The organism is Candidatus Nanopelagicales bacterium (assembly GCA_041393815.1).
Taxonomy (GTDB): domain Bacteria; phylum Actinomycetota; class Actinomycetes; order S36-B12; family JAWKJK01; genus JAWKJK01.
Genome location: JAWKJK010000002.1, coordinates 250,577 through 271,911, shown reverse-complemented (window position 1 = coordinate 271,911; position 21,335 = coordinate 250,577). Strand labels below are relative to the sequence as shown.

The 21,335-nt window shown below is 75.9% G+C and carries 19 protein-coding genes and 1 pseudogene; 10 read left to right on the top strand and 10 right to left on the bottom strand.

Features of this window, described 5'->3' with window-relative positions:
* The first annotated feature begins 165 nt into the window (after positions 1-165).
* Both R2737_06740 and R2737_06735 read left to right on the top strand, forming a co-directional pair.
* A complete protein-coding gene (locus R2737_06740) occupies positions 166-717 on the top strand; it encodes a hypothetical protein (GenBank protein ID MEZ5115947.1) in 552 nt (183 codons plus the stop codon).
* Positions 718-747: 30 nt separating this feature from the next.
* Complete coding sequence (locus tag R2737_06735; protein ID MEZ5115946.1) at positions 748-1,485, top strand: hypothetical protein; 738 nt, start codon at positions 748-750, stop codon at positions 1,483-1,485.
* 32 nt (positions 1,486-1,517) lie between these two features.
* On the opposite strand, the gene R2737_06730 is transcribed toward R2737_06735, so the two are convergent.
* The 4 genes from R2737_06730 to R2737_06715 all read right to left on the bottom strand — a co-directional run bounded on the left by R2737_06730 (position 1,518) and on the right by R2737_06715 (position 6,406).
* Positions 1,518-2,054: a hypothetical protein gene (locus R2737_06730; protein MEZ5115945.1), complete on the bottom strand. Its 537-nt coding sequence runs from the start codon at positions 2,052-2,054 to the stop codon at positions 1,518-1,520.
* Positions 2,055-2,056: 2 nt separating this feature from the next.
* Positions 2,057-3,448 carry a chloride channel protein gene (locus R2737_06725; protein MEZ5115944.1) on the bottom strand — a complete coding sequence of 464 codons (1,392 nt, stop codon included), beginning with the start codon at positions 3,446-3,448 and terminating at the stop codon, positions 2,057-2,059.
* Positions 3,449-3,599: 151 nt separating this feature from the next.
* Positions 3,600-5,249 carry a DEAD/DEAH box helicase gene (locus R2737_06720; GenBank protein ID MEZ5115943.1) on the bottom strand — a complete coding sequence of 550 codons (1,650 nt, stop codon included), beginning with the start codon at positions 5,247-5,249 and terminating at the stop codon, positions 3,600-3,602.
* Positions 5,246-6,406, bottom strand: coding sequence for a M20/M25/M40 family metallo-hydrolase (locus tag R2737_06715; GenBank protein ID MEZ5115942.1), 1,161 nt, complete (start codon positions 6,404-6,406; stop codon positions 5,246-5,248). Before R2737_06715 ends, R2737_06720 begins: the two co-directional genes overlap by 4 nt.
* 127 nt (positions 6,407-6,533) lie before the next feature.
* Here R2737_06715 and R2737_06710 point away from each other — a divergent pair, with 127 nt between their 5' ends.
* On the top strand, positions 6,534-7,424 hold the full coding sequence (locus tag R2737_06710; protein MEZ5115941.1) for a hypothetical protein: 891 nt from the start codon (positions 6,534-6,536) through the stop codon (positions 7,422-7,424).
* A complete protein-coding gene (menC, locus tag R2737_06705) occupies positions 7,421-8,557 on the top strand; it encodes an o-succinylbenzoate synthase (GenBank protein MEZ5115940.1) in 1,137 nt (378 codons plus the stop codon). The genes R2737_06710 and menC overlap by 4 nt, the downstream gene beginning before the upstream one ends.
* A 31-nt stretch (positions 8,558-8,588) precedes the next feature.
* Here the strand turns inward: menC and R2737_06700 are convergent, their stop codons facing one another.
* A complete protein-coding gene (locus tag R2737_06700; GenBank protein MEZ5115939.1) occupies positions 8,589-11,054 on the bottom strand; it encodes a helicase C-terminal domain-containing protein in 2,466 nt (821 codons plus the stop codon).
* Between the two features lie 216 nt (positions 11,055-11,270).
* Between R2737_06700 and larE the strand changes: the two genes are divergently transcribed.
* Positions 11,271-12,746: an ATP-dependent sacrificial sulfur transferase LarE gene (larE, locus tag R2737_06695; GenBank protein ID MEZ5115938.1), complete on the top strand. Its 1,476-nt coding sequence runs from the start codon at positions 11,271-11,273 to the stop codon at positions 12,744-12,746.
* Here larE and R2737_06690 read toward each other — a convergent pair.
* The gene (locus R2737_06690) at positions 12,737-13,006 is read right to left on the bottom strand and encodes a hypothetical protein (GenBank protein MEZ5115937.1); all 270 of its coding nucleotides are present in this window, start codon (positions 13,004-13,006) and stop codon (positions 12,737-12,739) included. The genes larE and R2737_06690 overlap by 10 nt on opposite strands.
* 172 nt (positions 13,007-13,178) lie before the next feature.
* Here R2737_06690 and R2737_06685 point away from each other — a divergent pair.
* Positions 13,179-13,367: pseudogene (locus tag R2737_06685) on the top strand (cold shock domain-containing protein).
* Between the two features lie 341 nt (positions 13,368-13,708).
* Here the strand turns inward: R2737_06685 and R2737_06680 are convergent.
* Positions 13,709-14,176, bottom strand: coding sequence for a hypothetical protein (locus tag R2737_06680; GenBank protein MEZ5115936.1), 468 nt, complete (start codon positions 14,174-14,176; stop codon positions 13,709-13,711).
* A 177-nt stretch (positions 14,177-14,353) separates the two neighbouring features.
* Here R2737_06680 and R2737_06675 point away from each other — a divergent pair, with 177 nt between their 5' ends.
* Positions 14,354-15,148: a DUF3027 domain-containing protein gene (locus tag R2737_06675; protein MEZ5115935.1), complete on the top strand. Its 795-nt coding sequence runs from the start codon at positions 14,354-14,356 to the stop codon at positions 15,146-15,148.
* A gap of 43 nt (positions 15,149-15,191) precedes the next feature.
* On the opposite strand, the gene R2737_06670 is transcribed toward R2737_06675, so the two are convergent.
* A complete protein-coding gene (locus R2737_06670) occupies positions 15,192-15,572 on the bottom strand; it encodes a DUF2530 domain-containing protein (protein MEZ5115934.1) in 381 nt (126 codons plus the stop codon).
* A gap of 55 nt (positions 15,573-15,627) precedes the next feature.
* Between R2737_06670 and R2737_06665 the strand changes: the two genes are divergently transcribed.
* The 3 genes from R2737_06665 to R2737_06655 all read left to right on the top strand — a co-directional run bounded on the left by R2737_06665 (position 15,628) and on the right by R2737_06655 (position 18,886).
* Entirely contained in the window at positions 15,628-16,266 is a 639-nt protein-coding gene (locus R2737_06665) for a 2'-5' RNA ligase family protein (protein ID MEZ5115933.1), read from the top strand.
* A 270-nt stretch (positions 16,267-16,536) separates the two neighbouring features.
* The gene (locus R2737_06660; GenBank protein MEZ5115932.1) at positions 16,537-17,814 is read left to right on the top strand and encodes an SAM-dependent methyltransferase; all 1,278 of its coding nucleotides are present in this window, start codon (positions 16,537-16,539) and stop codon (positions 17,812-17,814) included.
* A complete protein-coding gene (locus R2737_06655; protein ID MEZ5115931.1) occupies positions 17,801-18,886 on the top strand; it encodes a hypothetical protein in 1,086 nt (361 codons plus the stop codon). Before R2737_06660 ends, R2737_06655 begins: the two co-directional genes overlap by 14 nt.
* 60 nt (positions 18,887-18,946) lie before the next feature.
* Here R2737_06655 and R2737_06650 read toward each other — a convergent pair whose 3' ends face one another.
* Entirely contained in the window at positions 18,947-20,119 is a 1,173-nt protein-coding gene (locus R2737_06650; protein ID MEZ5115930.1) for a hypothetical protein, read from the bottom strand.
* 2 nt (positions 20,120-20,121) lie between these two features.
* On the bottom strand, positions 20,122-21,273 hold the full coding sequence (gene serC, locus R2737_06645) for a phosphoserine transaminase (protein ID MEZ5115929.1): 1,152 nt from the start codon (positions 21,271-21,273) through the stop codon (positions 20,122-20,124).
* Positions 21,274-21,335 lie beyond the last annotated feature (62 nt).

Here is a 21,335-nt window from a genome sequence, read left to right as displayed (position 1 = left end):
GGGCCCACGTCGACCTACCCGACGAGGGCACACGATCCGCTGAGCGGATCGTGTGCCCTCGTCGTTCGGCGTGTCGGGGGTGAACGCGGGCAGATGATCCGGGTGGGGTGACGGGTGAGGCCGGAGTGACGGCGCCGGCGGGTGTCCGTCTGCCAGGCTGCGGGTATGTCCTCCTCCTCCGCCGCGATCCCGCCGGGTTCCTGGCAGATCGACATCGCCGGCCCCCCGCTGGTCCATCTCAAGACCGCCCGGATCGGGCTGATCCGGCTCGAGGCATCGGCACCGGTGCTCGGCGGGGTCTTCCGGCTCGGTGCGGGTGACGCCGGTGCGGGTGACACCGGCGGTGACACACAGGACGGGACGGGGCTGCGGCTGGAACTCGGCCTGGACCAGCTGACCACCGGCAACCCGCTGCTGCAGGCGGCCGCCCGGGTGCTGGTGTCGCGGGGCAACGGCGAGCGGCTGGTGTTCGACGCCCGCGCGGCCGCGGGTACCACCCACGGCGGGCCGTGGGACTTCGCCGGCGACGCGAGGGCCGGCGACGTCGTGGTCCCGATGACCGTGACCGCCCAGCACGCGGGTGGGGGCCGGCTCACCCTCGGTGGAAGCGCCACCTTCCAGGACGTGCACATCCCCCTGCCCGGACTCAGCCACCTGAACGAGATCTCGTTCGAGGTCGCCTCCGAGGTGCGGCTGGACCTCGGCGATCCGGCCTGACGGCCCCGCACCCGGCGCCATACTGCGCGGGTGGGTGCGGCCGACCGGACGCGGGGCGACGCGAGCGAGGAGCGCGCGGCCGGCGGGGAGCGCGGCGGCGGGCAGGCCGCCGGGGGCCAGCGCGGCGGGGGGCAGCACACCGCAGGTCGCTTCGAGGACGTCGACTGGCGCGAGTTCGTCGCCGTGATCCTGCTCTCGGTCACCGCGATCCTCACCGCGTGGTCGGCGTTCCAGTCCAGCAAGTGGGGCGGCGCGATGTCGATCTCCTTCAGCCAGGCGTCGTCGGCGCGGATCGAGGCGTCGCGGCAGGACGCGGCCGCCAACGCGCGACAGGGCATCCAGGTAGGGCTGTTCACCCAGTGGCTGCAGGCGGCCGGCGACGACAACCAGGAGTTGATGGACTTCCTGTCCGAGCGGTTCCCCGAGCCGCTGGACGCCGCCTTCGCCGCATGGATCGCCTTGTCGCCGCGGACCAATCCGGACGCGCCGAGCTCGCCCTTCTCGATGCCGGAGTACGACCTGCCCGAGCGCGCGGCGGCCCAGGCGGCGGACGACCGGGCGGAGCAGAAGTTCGCCGAGGCGCTGGAGAACAACCAGCGCGGCGACAACTACACGCTGCTCGCCGTGCTGTTCGCCACCGTGCTGTTCTTCGCCGCCGTGTCCGGGCGGATGAAGTCGAGTGCGGCGCAGTGGGCGTTACTGGGGGCCGCGCTGGTGCTGTTCCTGGTGGCCGCCGGCCTGCTGCTGGCCTACCCGAAGCTGGTGTGACCAGCGCCCGGCGTTACCGCCGCCCGGTGTGATCAGCCGCCCAGCACCAGCTTGAGCACCATGATCACGACTCCGATCGAGGCGTCCACGGCCCCCCAGGCGAGGGCGCGCCACCAGCCGGTCCCCGCGCGGCGGGCCCCCAGCATGCCGAGGACGAACAGCGCGCCGACGAGGACGAGCTCGGTCAGCAGCACGGTGTCGGCGAACTCCAGGTCGAGCACGACCTGACCCAGCACGATGGCGGCGATCGCGATGCCGGTGGCGATGAAGAACGACAGCGAGACGACGATCTCGGTGGTCACCTGCCGGCGGCTGAGGCGGGTCCCGTGCACCAGGCGCTGGGCCATCACGCTGGACCAGGCGTGCGCGATGACGACGGCGAGCGAGGCGCCGACCAGCGTGACGATGAGCTCGGGCTCGTCGGTGACGAACCTCTTCCACGACGCGGCCGCGGTGACCCCCAGCAGGGTGATGGTGGCGTACACCGCCAGCGAGGTGCGGTGGACCTCCTCCTCCGCGACGTGGGCGTCGTCCGGGATGTCGGCCGCGGGAGGAGCCGTGGAGCCCATGATCAGGCGTCCCTGCTGCCCGCGGTCGCGGTCGCGGTGGCGGTCGCGAAATCGGCAGCGGTGCGACGGGCGTCGATCCGGTCCAGCAGCATCCGCGCCAGCAGGCCGACGACCGAGCCGATGATGGCCAGCGGGGTGGCCTCGGCCCCGGCGCCGGCGCCGATGAACACCGCGAACAGCGCACCGCTCAGCGGCAGTCGCAGCACCGCGGTCGTCGCCCCGGCCATGCCCGCCACGACCATCCCGGCCTGCGACAGCTCGGGGATCACCAGCGCGGTGAGCACGCCCACCCCGACGCCGAGGAACAGCCCCGGGAAGATCGGTCCGCCGCGGAAGCCGCCGCCGAGGCCGACCGCGTACGCCACCATCTTCATCGCCAGGATCAGCAGGACCGCGCCGACGGACGTCTCCGCGAGCAGCTGCGGCATCGCCGCCTGCCCGGAGAACAGCACGATGCTGGCGTCCTGGTCGGTGGTCGCCTGCACCACGATCGCGGCGCCCGCGGTGACCAGCGCGGTCACCAGCAGCGTCGGCGCCGGCCGCTTGGTGAAGAGGGCCAGCATCCGCTCGCCGCCCTCGCGGGCCGCCAGGGCCAGCACGGCGGCCACCGCCCCGACGACCACGGCCATCAGCAGGGCGCCCCAGGTCAGCTGCGTCATCGCGGTGAGGCCGGGGACCTCCATCGCGCCGGTCCCCACTCCGTTCCACGCGCCGACGCCGACCTGGACGACGTACGAGGCCCCCAGGGCGATGAAGGACGGCAGCAGGATCGCCGCCGGCATCAGGCCCATGGCGGCGAACTCCAGCAGCATGAACGCGGTGATCAGCGGGTTGCCGAAGATCGCGCCGATCGCTGCCGCGCCTCCGACGACCATCGCCAGCTGGACCACCTGCTTCGGCCGCCCGCGCATGAGCAGGGCGCCGATGGCGGTGCCGAGGGCGATCAGCGGCGCCTCCGGCCCGATGACCGCGCCGAACACCAGGCTGCCGAGGGCGGCGACCAGCACCGAGGCGATCTGGCTCGGCCCGACGTCGAAGTGCAGACCCTGCACCGGGGCGTGGCCGTAGCCACCCCCGGGGATCCGCCAGGCCAGCATGACGATGCCCGCGCCGACCAGCAGCGCGGCGACGACGAACCACCACGGGGTCGAGTCCAGGCCGAGGCCCTCCGGCAGGGAGTGCCACACCAGGTGCTGCAGCTCGTGCTCCAGCCAGACGAAGCCGGAGGCCGCGAACGCCACGACCGTCCCCACCAGCAGCGAGAGCCCGACCAGCAGCAGGACCTGCTTCTCGTCCGCTGCCGGCGGCGACTCGGGCCGGGGCGGCGCGCCCGGGCTGCGGGCGGACTCCGGGGCGGGTGTCGCCTCCGGAGCGGGCGTCGAGGCGTCGGACACGGGCCCAGGCTAGGGCTCGCGCGACCAGACGGTGACCAGACCCGACGGCCCGGCGCGGGGCCGTCACGCCACCTGGGCGGGCCGTGCCGGTGCCGCGGTCCGTGCCGCGGTCCGTGCCGTGGTCCGTGACGCGGTGGGTGATGTGGCGGGCCTAGCTGCGGCCGTCCAATACGTCGTCGGCGTCGACGATGCGGTACGCGTAGCCCTGCTCGGCCAGGAACCGCTGCCGGTGCTGCGCGAAGTCGGCGTCGACGGTGTCTCGGGTGACCACGGCGTAGAAGTGCGCGGTGCGCGAGTCGCCCTTGGGGCGCAGCACCCGGCCGAGCCGCTGGGCCTCCTCCTGCCGGGACCCGAACGTGCCGCTCACCTGGATCGCGATGCCCGCCTCGGGCAGGTCCACGCTGAAGTTGGCCACCTTGCTTACGACCAGCACGGGCGTGACCCCGTCGCGGAACTCCTGGAACAGCCGCTCGCGCTCCTTCACGGTCGTCTCGCCGGTGATGACGGGCGCGCCAAGGTGCTCGCCGAGCTCGGCGAGCTGGTCGAGGTACTGCCCGATGACCAGGACCTGGTCGTCGGCGTGCCGGGCGACCAGAGACTCCACGACCCGGTTCTTCACGTGGCTGCTGGACGCCAGCCGGTAGCGGTCCTCCGGCTCGGCGGTCGCGTACAGCAGCCGGTCGCGGTCGGGCAGGGTCACGCGCACCTCGACGCAGTCCGCCGGCGCGATCCAGCCCTGGGCCTCGATCTCCTTCCACGGTGCGTCGTACCGCTTCGGCCCGATCAGGGAGAACACGTCGCCCTCGCGCCCGTCCTCGCGGACCAGCGTGGCCGTCAGGCCCAACCGGCGGCGGGACTGGATGTCGGCGGTGAAGCGGAAGATCGGCGCCGGCAGCAGGTGCACCTCGTCGTAGACGATCAGCCCCCAGTCCCGGGTGTCGAACAGCTCCAGGTGCGGGTAGACGCCCTTCCGCTTGGTCGTCATCACCTGGTAGGTCGCGATCGTCACCGGTCGGATCTCCTTGCGGGCACCGGAGTACTCGCCGATCTCGCTCTCGGTCAGCGTGGTGCGCCGCATCAGCTCGGCCTTCCACTGCCGGGCCGACACCGTGTTGGTGACCAGGATCAGCGTGGTCGCCTGGGCGAGGGCCATCGCGGCCGCGCCGACGATCGTCTTGCCGGCGCCGCACGGGAGGACGACCACGCCGGAACCGCCGTGCCAGAACGACTCTGCGGCGTGCCGCTGGTAGTCGCGCAGTGCCCACCCGGCCTCGGTGAGCGCGATGGGATGGGCCTCGCCGTCGACGTAGCCGGCCAGGTCCTCCGCGGGCCACCCCAGCCGCAGCAGCACCTGCTTGAGGTGCCCGCGCTCGCTGGGGTGGACCGCCACGGTGTCGTCGTCGAAGCGGGTGCCCAGCAGGGGAGCGACCTTGGCGCTGCGCAGCACCTCCTCCAGCACCGGCCGGTCCAGCGCGTGCAGCACCAGCCCGTGCGCCGGGTGCTGCAGCAGCTGCAGCCGGCCGTACCTCGACATCGTCTCGGCGACGTCGACCAGCAGCGCGTGCGGGACGGGGTAGCGGGAGTAGGTGAGCAGCGTGTCGACGACCTGCTCGGCGTCGTGGCCGGCGGCGCGGGCGTTCCACAGGCCGAGCGGGGTGACCCGGTAGGTGTGGACGTGCTCGGGGGCGCGCTCGAGCTCGGCGAACGGGGCGATCGCCCGGCGGCAGTCGTCCGCGGCCGGGTGGTCGACCTCCAGCAGCAGGGTCTTGTCGCTCTGGACGATGAGCGGTCCGTCGGTCACCCGGTGATTGTCCCAGCGCCGGGTCCGTCCAGCAGGTCCGCGGCCAGCGCGGCCACCAGCGCGGCCCGCTCGGGCAGCGCCGGCACTGAGGCCCACTCGTCGTCCGCGTGCGCCCCGGCACCGACCGCCCCGAGGCCGTCGAGCGTGGGTACGCCCCAGGCGGCGGTCAGGTTGCCGTCGCTGGCCCCGCCGACGGAGCGTCCGGCGGGCAGCGCGATCCCCAGCCGATCGGCGGCGGTGCGGGCCAGCGCGTCCAGCGGGGCGGACGCCGACTCCTCCATCGCCGGGCGGTCGATGCCGCCGCCGACCTCGTACGTCGCCTCGTGGTGCTGCGGGCGCCAGCCGCGCACGGCCAGGTCCACCCGGTGCTGCTCGGCCGACGTCCAGGCGCGCACGTCCAGGGTGAGGTCGGCCCGGTCGGGCACGGTGTTGGCGGTGGTTCCCGCCGTTGCCGTGGTCGGAGTCACGGTCGTGCCGGCCCCGGGGTCGGCCCAGGTGGTGGCGTCGTGCACCAGGTGGGCCAGCTCCGTCAGCGCGTTGACGCCCGAGTAGGGGTCCAGACCGGCGTGGGCGGCGCGCCCGTGCAGGGTGAGCGCGTACCAGGACGTGCCCTTGCGGGCGGTCTTCAGCGCCCCGTCGACCGATGGCTCCAGCACCAGGACCGCGGAGGCGGCGGAGGACGCCTCCCGCAGCAGGTCGCGCGAGGCCAGCGAGCCGGTCTCCTCGTCGGTGGTCAGCAGCAGTCCGACCCCGGGCAGCGGTGCCAGGTCCAGGTGGGCCAGGGAGGCCAGGGCCGCGATGCCCTGCACCGCACCGGCTTTCATGTCGAAGACACCCGGTCCGGTCATCCGCTCCTCGTCGGCGGTCCATGGCAGCCGCGTCAGCGTCCCGACCGGCCACACGGTGTCGAGGTGGCCCAGCAGCAGCACGCGCGGCGACGGCGGGCCCCAGCGCAGCACCGGCCGGCCCCCGTGCACCTCGACCCGGGCGCGCTCGCCGAGCCACTCGGACACGACCGTCGCCGCGACCTCGACGCACAGCTCGCAGGCCGCGAGGTCCGACGACGGGGACTCGGCCTGCACCAGCAGTCGGGTCGACTCCACCATGTCGTCGGTCCGACGACGCAGCAGGTCCAGCAGCTCGGGTCCGGCGCGCACCGGCCCATGGTGGCGCAGCCGCGGCCGCCGTGTCCGGATGCCCGGACGGACGGCGCGACCGGGAGACGGCGACCGGGAGACTGCGCGACCGGGAGACGGCGCGACCGGCATCGGCCAGGATGGTCCGGTGACCGCGACCGGGCACGACGACGTGCGCGCGGCAGCGCTGGAGGCCAGCGAGGCCGCGCAGGAGCGCGCGGGCGTGACCGTGCGCGAGCTGTCCGGGCCGGTCCAGCTCGACGTGGCCCGGGTGCTGTTCGACCGGGTGTGGCCCACCATCGGTGGCGGCACCCAGGTGACGGCGAACATGCTGCGCGCCATCTCGCACTCCGGCGGCTACGTCGTCGCGGCGTTCGACGAGCGGGACCGTCCGGTCGGGGCGGCGTTGGCGTTCATCGGCCGGCACCGCGCCGACGACGGCGGCTGGGCGGTGCACCTGCACTCGCACATGGCCGCGGTGCTGCCGGTGTTCCGGGACCGCCACGTGGGGACCGCGCTGAAGCTGCACCAGCGCTGGTGGGCGCTGGACCTCGGGATTCCCGTGGTGGCGTGGACGTTCGATCCCCTGGTCCGCCGCAACGCCCGACTCAACCTGGTCAAGCTGGGGGCGGAGGTCCGTGCGTACCTGCCGGACTTCTACGGCGAGATGGACGACGAGGTGAACGCGGGCGGCCCGACGGACCGGCTGCTCGCCTGGTGGGCCGTCGGCTCGGACCGGGCGTCGGACGCCGCGGCGGGACGGCTGACCGTGCTCGACGCCGCCGAACTGCGGGCCGCCGGGGCGGTCGACGCGGTCGCGGTGGACGACGGCGGGGCACCACGCGCCACCGGTGGCCGCGCCGCGACCGTGCTGGTGGCGCTGCCGGACGACGTCGTGGCCCTGCGGATCGCCCACCCCGACCGGGCGCTGGCGTGGCGGCACGAGGTCCGGGACGCGCTGCAGCCGCTGCTGGACGGGGGCGGTCGGGTCGTGGGCGTGACCGACGAGGGGGCGTACGTGGTGGAGGTTCCGGCATGACCGCGGACTCGACGCTGGACCTGGTCCGGCTGCACCGGCTGGAGGTGCCGCTCGTGCGGCCCTTCCGCACCTCGTTCGGCACGGAGACGGTGCGCGACGTGCTGCTGGTCGAGGCGGTGACCTCGGACGGGGTGTCCGGCTGGGCGGAGTGCGTGGCGATGTCGTGGCCGGGCTACTCCGCGGAGTACGTGGACGCGGCGATCGACGTGATCCGCCGCTACCTGGTGCCCCGGGCCTGGGCCGCCCGCGGCGAGGACGGCGCCCCGGACGCCGAGGCGGTGCACCGCGCGCTGCGCCCGGTGCAGGGGCACCCGATGGCGAAGGCCGCGGTGGAGACGGCCGTGCTGGACGCCCAGCTGCGCCGGGAGGACCGGTCGCTGGCGGCCTACCTCGGGGCCACCGCCGACGAGGTGGACTGCGGGGTGTCCGTGGGCATCCCGACCGACGAGTCGGTGCCGGCCCTGCTGGACGAGGTGGCGTCGTACCTCGACGCCGGCTACCGGCGGATCAAGCTGAAGATCCAGCCCGGCTGGGACGCCGCGCCGGTGGCCGCCGTGCGCGAGCGGTGGCCCGACGTCCCGCTGCAGGTGGACGCCAACCAGGCGTACCGGCGCGGGCAGTTCCACCTGCTGGCGCCGCTGGACGAGTACGACCTGCTGCTGGTGGAGCAGCCGCTGCCCGAGGACGACCTGCTCGGGCACAAGCTGCTCGCCGACGAGATCAGCACCCCCGTGTGCCTGGACGAGTCGATCATCTCGCTGGCGTCGGCCGAGTCCGCGATCGCGTTCGGCGCCGCGGAGATCATCAACATCAAGCCCGGTCGGGCCGGCGGCTACCTGGAGTCGCTGGCCATCCACGACCTGGCCCGCGAGCGCGGGATCCCGGTGTGGTGCGGCGGGATGCTGGAGACCGGGATCGGCCGGGCGGCCAACGTGGCGCTGGCAGCGCTGCCCGGGTTCACCCTGCCCGGTGACACCAGCGCGTCGAGCCGGTACTTCAGCCTCGACGTCACGGAGCCCTTCGTGCTGAAGGACGGCCGGCTGCCGGTGCCCACCGGTCCCGGGATCGGCGTGGACCCGATCCCCGAGGTGCTGGCGGGCATGACCCGGTGGACGGAGGAGCTGCGCCCCTGACCTGCCCGGGCAGCCCGCGGGTCGGTCCTCGTCAGGCGTCCAGCGGCGCGACCCCGGTGATCCGGGCGACCGCGAACGTGCGCACCTCGTCGGCCCGGTGGTCGTACGCGGTGAGGAACCCGCCGGCCAGCCGCAGCGGCTCGACCACCCGCTCGCTGGCGGCGCCGCCGGAGTCCGCGTAGCCCAGCCACAGCGGGGCCTCGGCCTCGACCGCCGCCCGCAGCGCCTCCAGCGTGGTGGCGGTGGACGTGCGGGGGACGTGCCCGGAGCCGGCCGGGCCTGTGACGACCTGCCCGCGCGGTGCCGTGGCGGCCCGGTCCCCGGCGCGCAGCGCGCGCACGGCGGCCGACACCAGGGTCGGGCTCGCGGGAGGGGGGCCGACGGTCGCCGTCGGCTCGGGCCGCGGCTCGGTCCGCCGCTCCTCCGGCCGGCGCAGCACGACCGCCCCGTCCGGCGCCTCCGCGACCGGGGCGAGCCCGATGGAGCGCAGGGTGTGCAGCACCTCGTCGACCGGGGCCGCGGCCGCGAGCACCGTCGGCGCGAGCCGGACCAGGCCGAGGGACGCCGCGCGCCGGTCGGTGAGCGCCAGGGTGAGGGCCGTCTCGTCGTCGCTGCGGACGTACGACGAGGCCGTCCCGACCCGCACGCTGCCGTGCCGGCGGGCGGTGTCCTGCACCAGGTAGCGCAGGGCCTGCGGGACGGGGGTGCGGGAGTGCCGCTCGAGGAAGTCCACGATGCCCGCGGCGTCCCGCCCGGCGTCCAGCGCGCGGCGGACGGAGGACTCGCCGATCCGGTAGACTGTGGCGCCGCCGGTCGACTCGACCTCCGCGAGCAGCGCCAGCTCCCGTGCCAGGGACGGCTCCAGCGGACCGGGCGCCACCGCGGTGAGGTCGGCCTGCAGCAGCACGTGGTCGACGGGGTCCGGCAGCAGCGGGGCCATGGCGGTCGCGGCGTCGGGGTCGAACCAGGTCGCGTGGCGACGCGTCCCGCGACCGGTCGCGGGACGTGCCCCCGGCGCGGTGGCCGCAGGCGCTCGGGACGCCTCCAGCAGGGCGCGGCCGGGGGCGGACAGCGCACCGGCGCCGGTGACGCCGAGGACCTCCGCCTCCGCGAGGGTCCACCCCACCAGGTCGTGCCGCAGCCGGGACGCCTGGCGGGGCACCCGGTGGTCCAGCACCGCGCGGACCTCGTCGGCGTCCGCGGACGCGCCGGGCCCGAGCTCGGCCAGCACCTCCAGCGTCGCCGCGCGGACCGCGGCGGCCCGCGGCCGGCCGGCCGCCTCCGACAGCGCGTTGATGCGCACGTCCCTCGCGTCGCGACCGCCCACCAGCCCCGGGACCCGGACGCCGTGCAGCCAGGCCCGGGCCAGCACCGCCCAGCGCTCGGGCAGCTCCAGGGCCTGCCAGACGTCGTACGTCGCGGTCGGGACCCAGGACTCGTCGGCCTCGTCGTCCCCGGCGAGCAGGCCGGCGGCGTACGCGGTCTCCACCCACAGCGCGGCGGTCGGCTCGTCGACGTCCAGGTCACGGGCGGTCGCGGTCAGGTCGCGGACGGCCAGCCCGCGGGTGCGCAGCACCGGCGGCGGGGCCACGGCCCAGGAGTCGAGCAGGGCAGCCACCGCGGTGACGGTGCGCAGCGCCTGCTGCCCGGCGGTGCTGTCGGCCCGGGCCGGGTCGGTGTGGCCCGTCGCGGTCGGTCGGCGGGGTGGGTGGGCGGGATCTGCGACCAGTACGCCGCGGCGGAGCGCCCGGCCCACCTCGCGCGGCAGCACCACGCTGTCCGGGCCGCGTGGCAGCAGCAGGTCGCGGGCCAGCAGCCACTCGACCGGGGTCCGCGCGCTGGCCTCGCTGACCGGCCGGTCCGCACCCGCCACGGAGCCGACCGGGGGACCCGCTGCCAGTGAGTGCAGCGCCCGCAGCGCGGCCTCGGGGGCGTCGGCGAGTGCCGCGTCCAGCCGGGACGGGTCGGCCGCGTAGGCGGCCAGCCTGGGGTGGGCGGGAGCGCCGGGCGGGCCGAGGCCGCACGGGTAGGGGCCGAGTGCATCGCGCGCGGTGCGTACCAGCCGCAGCCCGCCGTCCGCGACGTCCGCCTCGCCGTCCTCGGATCCGGGGTCGTCGCCCCCGTCGAGCCACACCAGGCCCCGCGCGCGCAGGCGCTGCAGCGCCTCGGCCACCGGCTGCGCGAGGGACCCGTCGGGGTCGGCGAACGCGGCGTGCACCTCGGTCGCGGACGCCGGCTCGTCCAGCACCGCCAGCACCTCCGCGACCTGCAGGGTCCAGCGGTCCAGCCGGTCCAGGGCGGCGACGACCGAGGTCGCGGTGGTGGCTCGCAACGCCAGTTGCACCAGGTCCGCGGGGACCGGGTGCAGCAGGTCCGGCCGCAGCTCCAGCAGCGTCCGCAGCGCGTCGTCGTCGCGTCGGCGAAGGTCGTCGGCCAGGCTGCGGACCGCCGCGCGCCCGGGGGCGCCGGCGGCGTCGGTGTCGGTGCGCCCGGCCATCCGCACGACGCTACGGCGTCCCGGGTCCGGACCCAAGTCGGTGGGGTCCAGTGAGCCGGTGACCGGGCGCCGGTCGAGCAGGCCGGCGAGGATGGCGAAGGCGCCCCCGCGTGCTCAGGTCGCGTGCCCTGCGTCCGAGGCTCCCGGCGCCCGCGACCGGTGTCGCGATGAGGAGGGGACGGCGGCGGGGTCCGGGCGGGACGTACGCTCGCGCCCGTGACGACCGCGCGGCAGGGACCGGCCCCGGCGCCGCTGACGGTGCCGCTCGTCGTCGGGTTCGACCTCGACATGACGCTGGTGGACTCCGCCGACGGCATCGTGGCGGCGATCCGCCACGTGCTGGCCGCCCACGGTGTCGAGGCGTCCGACGCGGAGGTCCGGGCCACGGTCGGGCTGCCGCTGGACCTGGTGTTCCCGCGGTGGCTGTCGGACCTGGACTACGCGTCGCTGCTGGCGGAGTACCGGGCGCACTACGCCCGGTACGGGATCCCCGCCACGGTCCCGTTGCCCGGTGCCGCGCAGGCGCTGTCGGCGGTGCGCGCCCTCGGCGGCCGTACGGTCGTGGTCACCGCGAAGAAGGCCGAGCACGCGTGGGAGGCCTGCCGGGTTGCGGGCCTGGCGCCGGACGAGGTGGTCGGCGAGCTGTTCGCGGAGGCCAAGGGGGCCGTGCTGCGGGAGCGGGGCGCGTTCGCGTACGTCGGTGACCACGCCGGTGACGTGCGCGCGGCGGCCGTCGCCGGCGCTCTCGCGGTCGTTGTCCCCACCGGGCCCACCTCTGCGGACGTGCTGGCCGAGGCGGGCGCAGACGTCGTGCTGCCGGACCTCGACGGCTTCCCCGCCTGGCTGTCCGGCGCGGTGCTCGACCACCGGTTGGCCGACCTGGAGCGTCGGCTGCGGGCCCTGGGGTCGGTGCTGGTGGCGTTCAGCGGCGGAGCCGACTCCGCGCTGCTGCTGGCGGCGGCGGTCCGTGCGCTGGGGGCCGACCGGGTGGCCGCAGCTACCGCGATCAGCGACTCGCTGCCCGCCGGCGAGCTGGCCGGGGCGCGCGCGTTCGCGGCCGGCCTGGGCGTGCGGCTGGTCACCCCCGTCACGCACGAGCTGGACCGGGAGGGCTACCGGGCCAACGCCGGCGACCGCTGCTACTTCTGCAAGGCCGAGCTCCTGGAGGTGCTGACGCCGCTGGCCGGGGAGCTCGGGCTGGCGGCGGTGGCGACGGGGACGAACGCCGACGACGTGGTCGCGGGCTTCCGGCCGGGCATCCGGGCCGCCGCCGAGCGCGGTGCCGCGACCCCGCTGGCCGACGCCGGGCTCAGCAAGGCCCAGGTGCGTACGGCCTCACGCGTCTGGGGGCTGCCGACCTGGGACAAGCCGCAGGCGGCCTGCCTGTCGTCGCGGATCGCCTACGGGCTGCAGGTCACGCCGTCGCGGCTGCGGCGCGTCGACGTCGCCGAGCGCGCCGTCCGGGCGGCGCTGGCGGCCGAGGGGATCGTCAGCCCGGACGTGCGGGTGCGTGACCTGGGGGAGGCCGCGCGGGTCGAGGTCACCCCGTCGGCGGTCGCGGCGGCAGCGGCCAGCCCGGCCGTCGCCGAGGCGGTGCGCTCCGCCGGGTTCGGTGCGGTGGAGGTGGACCCCCGGGGCTTCCGGTCCGGGGCGATGAACGAGCTCCTCGACGAGCCCGACCGCTACCGCTGAGGAATCTCCGGGGCGGCGACGGTCTCGACCGCGGCGGTCACCGCGCGGCCGCGGGCCCGGGCGGCGCGCAGCAGCCCGGCCAGGACCACCAGCAGGCCGACGCCGGTGAGCATGGCGAGGAACCAGAACGCGCCGGGCAGCCGTACCGACGGCACCACCAGCGGGACCATCGCGACCAGCGTGAACACCAGCCCGACCACGGTGAGGACGATCCCGACGCGCAGCGTGCGGTCGCCGGGGCGGGCGGGGGAGCCGGTCACGCCCGCCAGGGTATGCCGGTCGGCGTCGCGGGGGTCCCACGGGAACCGCTTTGGGCTCCCGCGGGGCGCGCCGTTAGCCTGGGACGCCGCTTCGTACCGGTGGCGGCCGTTCGTGGGCCTGGTGCCGCCGGTCTACGAGCGGCATCCGTACGACGAGGACAGGGGTGCGACGGTGCCGACCGGCAAGGTGAAGTGGTTCGACTCCGACAAGGGGTTCGGGTTCGTCGCGTCCGACGAGGGTGAGGACGTCTTCCTGCACGCCTCGTCGCTCCCCGAGGGCATGACGACGATCAAGCCGGGCACCCGGATCGACTTCGGCGTGGCCGAGGGCCGGCGCGGCAAGCAGGCGCTGTCGGTGACCGTGCTCGACGCCGCCCCCTCCGTCGTCAAGGCCAGCCGCAAGCCGGCGGACGACATGGCCGTCCTCGTCGAGGACCTGATCAAGCTGCTCGACGGGCTGTCCAACCAGCTGCGCCGGGGCCGCTACCCCGACGACAACCACGCGCACAAGATCGCCGCGGTGCTGCGCGCCGTCGCCGACGACCTCGACGTCTGACGCCGCCTCTTTCTCCGGGCCCCGGGCCCCGGGCGACACCCGGACGCGCCGTCACTCCCGTCACCCCCGGTGGAACGTACGACCGCCTCGGGGCGTCGAGCGGCTGGTCGGAGGTTCCACCAGTGGGTGGGGCGGGACGGTGCGGGTCAGGCGTTCGCCGGGGCGAGCCGGAACACCCAGACCCCGCGGGTCTTGGTGTCGCGGCCGGCCACGACCTGCAGCGACAGCCCGTCGGCCGGGACCTCCTGCAGGTCGGGGTAGACGAACCGGTAGTACGTCCCCTCCAGCGGCGTCTGCACCAGCTTCTGGCCGCCGATCACCGGCGTCCAGCCGGCCTCGGCCACCACGGTGTCCACGCTGATCCCGATCGTCTCGCCCGGGACCACCGGGATCGTCGCGACGCCGTCCCCCTCGAGCGCCTTGGTGACCAGGTCCTGCGCGCATGACCCCGGGGCCAGCGAGTCGGAGTCGAAGGACCAGCACAGGGCCTCGCGGTGCTGCGTCGTCGTCCCGGAGAACACCGACACCGACGGCGCCGGCTTCTCGCACGCCGCCAGCCCGAGACCGGCGACGACCAGCGTGGCGGCCAGCGTGACGTGACGGGCGCGGGTCATGCGGGGCTCCGGATCTGCGCGGGGTCGATGTCCGCTCGAAGGCTACCGCTGGCCAGCCCGCCGACCCGACCCGGTGGCCGCCGCGACCGGGTCGCCGACCCGACCCGGCGGCGGCCCGGCACCGGCGGTCGACCGCCCCGTGCACGCGGCACCCCCGTCGTGGGCCACAATCGTCCGGTGACCGCCGCCACCGCCCGTCGCAAGACCGCCGCGCCCGACGCCGCCTGCGCCGCCGCCGTGGACCTCGCGCGCGCCGCGGCCGAGGAGGAGGCGCCCGCCGGTGGCGTCGGCGAGCACGTCGGCGTCGCGGCCGAGCCGGACGCGGACCGCGTGGTCACCCACCTGTTCGAGTGCCTGCAGCCGGGCTACCGGGGCTGGCACTGGTCGGTGACCGTGGCCCGTGCCTCCCGGGCCCGGCACGTGACCGTCGACGAGGTCGTCCTGGTCCCCGGGGCCGACAGCCTGCTGGCCCCTGCCTGGGTGCCGTGGAGCGAGCGGGTGCAGCCCGGTGATCTCGGCGTGGGCGACGTGCTGCCGGCCGACCCCGGCGACCCGCGGCTGGCGCCCGGCTTCAGCGGCGAGGACGACCTGTACGGCGAGGGCACCGACGCGCCGCTGCGCCCCACCCAGTGGGAGATCGGGCTCGGGCGGCCGCGGGTGCTGTCCGCGCTGGGCCGAGACGAGGCGCTGGACCGCTGGTACGACGGCGACGCCGGCCCGCGGGCCCCGATCGCGCAGGCGGCCCCCGGGCGGTGCGCCAGCTGCGGCTTCCTGCTCACCATCGGCGGCCCCGCCGGCCAGGCCTTCGGGATCTGCGCCAACCGGCTGTCACCCTCCGACGGCCGGGCGGTGGCACTGGACCACGGCTGCGGCGGGTACTCCGAGCCCGGCGGCGCCCCCGGTCTGGCCGAGGCCAGCGGGGCTGTCGTGGACCACGTCGGCTACGACGTGCTCGACCTCGGCCACTCCTGATCCCGCGCGCTGGTCTGCCGCGCGCGGACCGGGGCGTCCCCGCTCAGCCGCGTCGGCCGGCCCGCCGGTAGGCCGCGCGGCGGCGGGTCACGATCCACAGCCCCGGCAGCCCGAGCAGGGCGCCGGCCGCGCACACCCACAGCCACCACTCGGTCCCGGCCTCGGCCAGGCGGTCCCGCAGCACCAGCAGGACCACGAACGCCACCGACCACAGCACCGTGCCGACGGCGATCGCGCCCACGCCGTCGACGTCGAGCGGCTCGATGTCGGAGGGTTCGGCGTCGGAGGGTTCGGCGTCGGAGGGTCCCGCGTCGGATCGCTCGGCGTTCCGGGGGCCGACGCCGCGCTGCGTCGGGCCGGTCGGCCCGGCGTCCATCTGCTCGGCGTGCGTCCGATCGGGGCCGCTCGGCTCGGTGTCGGGCACGGCGAGCAGGTTAGCCCGCGCGCGGACCCCGCAGCGGCTGGGGCAGGATCGGCGGGTGCGGCTGTTCGTGGCGGTCTGGCCCCCGCCGGAGGCGGTGGCCCACCTCGACGCGGCGCTGGACCCGGTGCGCGCTGCCGACGACGCCCGCGGCGTCCGCTGGCAGCCCCCGTCCCGCTGGCACCTCACCGTCGCGTTCCTGGGTGAGCTGGCGGACGAGCGGTGCGAGCAGGCGCGCGACCGGCTGGCCCGCACGGCGGTCCGGCACCGGCCCACGCCGCCGGTACGGCTGGCCGGCGCGGGGACGTTCGGTCGCGGCATGCTCTGGGTCGGCGTGCGGGACGCCGACGCGTCCGGGCCGGTCGATGCTGCCGGTGCCGGGACCCCCGCCGGTGCCGGGACCCCCGCCGGACCGTCGGGACTGGCGGCCCTGGCGGGGCTGGCGCGGTCCGTGCAGGGGGCCCTGCGCCGGAGCGGGTTCGCGGTCGAGGAGCGGGCCTGGCGCCCGCACGTGACGCTGGCCCGGATGCGGTCGGGCCGGCCCGACCCGCGGCCGCTGGCCCGGGCGCTGGCGTCGTACGAGGGACCGCCCTGGTCGGTGGCGTCCCTGGCGCTGGTGCGCTCCACCACCGGCCCGCAGCCCCGGTACGACGACGTCGCCGTGCTCCCCCTGGGCCGGGCGGACCCGACGACCTGAGCGAGCCGCTCGCCCCCGCCCCGTCCGCGGATCGTTGTGGTGCCGGTTGCGCGAGCTACAGCTCGCGCAACCGGCACCACAACGGCGCAGGCGAGCGCCCGGGGGGCGCGGCGACGGAGGGCGACGCGGGCGCCCGGCGGGTCGGGGGCGGCCGACGACCGTGGGCGCCGCCTAGGCTTCCGTCGTGGACCCGCGGACCCGTCGCCTGGTGACCCTCGGCGCCCTCGCGGTCCTGCTGGTGGCCGTCGTCGTCGCGGCGCTCGTGCGCTGATGACGCAGCCCCTGCCGGAGGCGCTGGCCGAGGTCCGTGCCGCACTGCTCGACCCCGCCCGCCTGGTCCGCGCGGTCGCCGCCGGACGCCGGCGGGGACAGCCCGGGCCGCGCTGGCGGCGGGCCGAGTTGCGTCCGGTGGACCTGGCGTCCGGGCCGCGGCTGCAGGTGACGGCGTACGACGCCACCCAGGCGTTCACCGGCAACCACGACTGGGCCGACCCCGGGCCGCAGGGCGCGGCGCAGGCGGTCGACGCGCTGCTGGCCGAGCCGTTCGGGAACTGGCACGTGGACACCGTCGACCGCACCCTGCAGGTCCGGGTGACCAAGCGCGGCGAGGCGCAGGTCCACCGCGCCGCCCGGGTCGACCTGCCGGCGCCGACGCGGGCGCACGACCGGGACAAGCCCCGGCTGATCGACCCGGGCGAGCCGTACCTGCACGCCCTCGGCATCACCGACGCGGACGGCCGGGTGCGACCGCGCCGGCAGGACAAGTACCGCCAGGTGGAGGAGTTCGTCCGGCTGTTGGATGCCGCGCTGCAGGACGCGCTGGAGTCGGGCCGCGTGGACCGACCGACAGCCGACCGTCCGCTGCGCGTGGTCGACCTCGGCTGCGGCAACGCGTACCTCACCTTCGCCGCGGTGGCCCACCTCGCCGCCCGCGGGCTCCCGGCGCAGGTCATCGGGGTCGACGTCAAGGAGCAGGCCCGCCGCCGCAACGCCGCGCTGGCGGAGGACCTCGGGCTCGCCGGGACCGTCTCGTTCGTCACCGCCCCCATCGCGACCGCGGAGTTCGCATTCCCGACCCCTCGGCCGGGCAGCGCCGACGACGACGCCGACGTCGTGCTCGCCCTGCACGCCTGCGACACCGCGACCGACGACGCCGTGGCCCGCGGCGTCCGGTGCGGGGCGCGGCTGCTGCTGGTCGCCCCCTGCTGCCACCACGACCTCCAGCGGCAGCTGCGCGCGGGGACCGCTCCGGCCCCGTATGAGGTCCTCACCCGGCACGGGATCCTGCGCGAGCGGTTCGGCGACGTCCTGACCGACGCACTGCGCGCCCACCTGCTGCGCCTGCTCGGGCACCGGGTAGACGTGGTCGAGTTCGTCGGCACCGAGCACACGCCGCGCAACGTGATGATCCGCGCGCACCGCACCGGGGCGGCGGCGGACGACCGCGCGTGGGCCGACTACCGCGTCCTGGTGGGCGAGTGGGGCGTCACGCCGCGGCTGGCAGTGCTGCTCGCGGACGAGCTGGAGGCCGCCGATGCGTCCACGTAGGGCTGCCGCGCTGCTGCTGGCGGCCGTGGCGGTGGCCGCTCCGGCCGCAGCCGCCGTCGCTCCGCCCGCAGCCGCCGAGGACGTCACCGTCGTGTGCCGGTTCGACGACGAGCGGCTGACCGAGATCAGCGGGATGGCGCCGTCGCTGCTCCACCCCGGCGTGCTGTGGCTGCACAACGACTCCTCCGGGGGTCCGTACCTGTATGCCGTCGACGGCACCACCTGCCAGACGCTGGCCCGCCTCACCGTGGACGGCATCGAGGCCCGCGACCTCGAGGGCATCGCGTCCGGGGTCGACGCGAAGGGACGTCCGGTGCTGTGGGTCGGCGACATCGGCGACAACCTCGACGCCTGGGACACCGTCCGCATCCACCGCGTCCGTGAGCCGAAGGAGCTGGTCGACGCCACGGTCGGCTCGGCCACGTACGAGTTCACCTACGCCGACGGGGCGCACAACGCCGAGGCGCTGCTGGCCGACCCGTACCGCCAGCGGTTGTGGGTCGTGACCAAGCAGCTGGCCACCGGCGGCCTGTGGCGGCTGCCGATCCCGCTGGTCCGCGACGAGGTGATGACGGCCGAGCGGCTCGGCGACGAGGGCGGCCTGGTCACCGACGGCGCCGTCGCGCCGGACGCCTCGAGGTACGTCCTGCGCGACTACCTCGACGCCCGCGTCTACGAGGGGCTGCCGCCCGGCCGGGAGCTCGCCCGGATCGAGCTGCCGGTGCAGCCGCGCGGGGAGGCGGTCGCGTGGGCCGCGGACGGCCGGGCCCTGCTGGTGGCGGGCGAGATGGACGACCGGCTGCTGCGGGTACCGCTGCCGGAGGAGGCCTGGACCGGGTCCGCGGGGTCCGGTCCTGAGGGCGGGTCGGGCACCGCGGCCCCGTCGACCGGGGAACCCGTCGATGCGTCGCCCGCCGGGACCGACCCGTCGGAGCCCGCGCCCGGTACGAGCCCGTCGGCCGCCTCCGCCGCGGCCGCCGCCGACGACCCGAACCGGGTGCTGTGGGGCGCGGCGCTGGCCGCCGGGGCGGTCGGACTGGTCGCGCTGGCCACCTGGCGGCTGCGGACCTGACTGGCTGCTACCTGAGCGGCGGCCGCGGAGCGACCCGTCGGGCAGGTGTTGCGACGGTTGTCACGCGGGGACGGGGCGCGCGAGCAGCAGCACCAGCGCACCGGCGAGCAGGGCGGGGACGACCAGGAAGGCCAGGTGCACGCCGACCCCGTCGGCCAGAGCCCCCAGTACGAACGGCGCCCCGCCCGTCGCGATCCCGGCACCGACCGACCCCAGCCCGGAGGCCCGGTCGGAGCGACCGCCGGAGGCCCGGATCGCGCGCGTGATGCCCAGCGGGAAGTGCAGGCCCACGCCCAGGCCGGCGACGAACAGCCCCGCGACCATGGGCACCGCCGCAGGCACGACCCAGGTGAGCGCGAAGCCGGCCCCGGCCAGCAGGATCGCGCCGGCGAGCAGCCGCTCGGGGTCGGCCCGCTCCAGCACCCGCGACCCGGCGAAGCGGCCGATCGCCATGCCCCCGACGATCGCCGCCAGTGCGGCCGCGGAGGCCGCGGGCCCCAGCCCGCCGCGGCTGCGCAGCAGGTCCGAGCCCCACAGGGTCAGGCAGAACTCCACGCCGATCAGCAGGACCAGCGTGAGCCACGACCACCAGAACAGCGCGGGCATCCGGCCGCCCGGGTCGTGCCCGGGCTCGCCCTCGGGGTGCCCGCTGGTGCCGTCGAACACCCGCAGGTCGCGCCCCCGGACCACCTCGATCACCAGGAACGCCAGGGCCGCGACCCACAGCCCGATGCGCCAGCCCCAGGTGGCGAACGCCACCCCGACACCCACGACGAGCGGCCCCATCAGGCCGAAGAACGCCGCGCCCGCGTTGCCCTCGCTCAGGGACACCGGCGCCGCGCGGCCCTGGTGCTCGGCGATGAAGGCGTTGACCGCGGCCAGCAGCAGCGAGGCGCCGACGCCGGCCACCAGCATCGACCCGAGCGTGACCGGCAGCCCGCCGCCCGCGGTGTAGCCGAGCATCCCGGCGACCAGGGCGAGCGTGCCGACCCGCAGCACCGCTCCACGGCCGATCCAGGCCACCAGCCGGGCCACCAGCAGGCCGGCCGCCACCGCGCCGACGGCCAGCATCGTCCCGTGCAGCGAGGACACGGCACGCGACGTCCCCTGCTCGTCGCGCAGCAGGACCAGCGACGGCCCGAACGCGTAGAGGAACCAGCCGTACGCCGCGAGCTGGGCGTAGGAGATCCAGGTCGGACGGTCGCGTTGCGGGACGACGACCGGTCCGTCCACGGTCAGGCCAGCGCGTCGACGACGAAGTCGATGCAGGTGGTGAGCGCGAGCACGTCCTGGGGGTCGACGGCCGGGAACATCGCGATCCGCAGCTGGTTGCGGCCCAGCTTGCGGTAGGGCTCGGTGTCCACGATCCCGTTGGCGCGCAGCGCCTTCGCGACGGCCGTGGCGTCGATCGTGTCGTCCAGGTCGATCGTGCCCACGACCGGGGAGCGCTTCGCCGGGTCGGTCACGTACGGCGTGGCGTAGGTCGACTGCCCGGCCCAGGTGTAGAGGATCCGGCTGGACTCGCCGGTGCGCGCCACGCACCAGTCCAGCCCGCCCTGGGCGTTGAACCAGTCGACCTGCTCGGCCATCAGGTAGATCGTGGCCAGCGCGGGGGTGTTGTACGTCTGGTCCAGGCGGGAGTTGTCGATCGCCGTCTGCAGGTCCAGGAACGCCGGCATCCAGCGGTCGCTCGCCTTCACTCGCGCCGCCCGCTCGATCGCGGCGGGGGACATCAGGGCGAACCAGAGCCCGCCGTCGGAGCCGAACGACTTCTGCGGGGCGAAGTAGTAGACGTCGAACTGCTCGGGGTCGACCGGCAGGCCGCCGGCGCCGGACGTCGCGTCGAACGCCATCAGGGCGCCGTCGTCGGCACCGGCCACCCGGGTCGGGGTGATCGCGACACCGGTGGAGGTCTCGTTGTGCGGGCTGGCGTACAGGTCGATGCCGGCCTCGACGCGGAAGTCCGGCGCGTCGCCGGGGTCGGAGCTGATGACCGTCGGGTCGCCGAGGTGCGGCGCGTCCTTCGCGGCCTTGGCGAACTTGGACCCGAACTCGCCGAAGGTGAGGAACTGGGCGCGGTCCTCGATCAACCCGAACGTCGCCACGTCCCAGAACGCGGTGGACCCGCCGTTGGACAGCACTACCTCGTACCCGTCGGGCAGGGAGAACAGCGAGGCCAGCCCGGCCCGCAGCCGGCCCACCTGCGACTTCACCGTCTTCTGCCGGTGCGACGTCCCCAGGTAGGTGGTCGCCACCTCGCGCAGGGCGTCCACCTGCGCCGGGCGGACCTTGGAGGGCCCGGAGCCGAACCGGCCGTCCGCGGGACGCAGGTCGGCAGGGATGACGATGCTGGTCGGGTCGATGCCGCTCGGGTCGATGTCAGCCACGGCCGCAGGGTAGGCGCCGGCCGAGGCCGGGTGTCGACCCGGTCCGCAGCGTGAGACGGGCG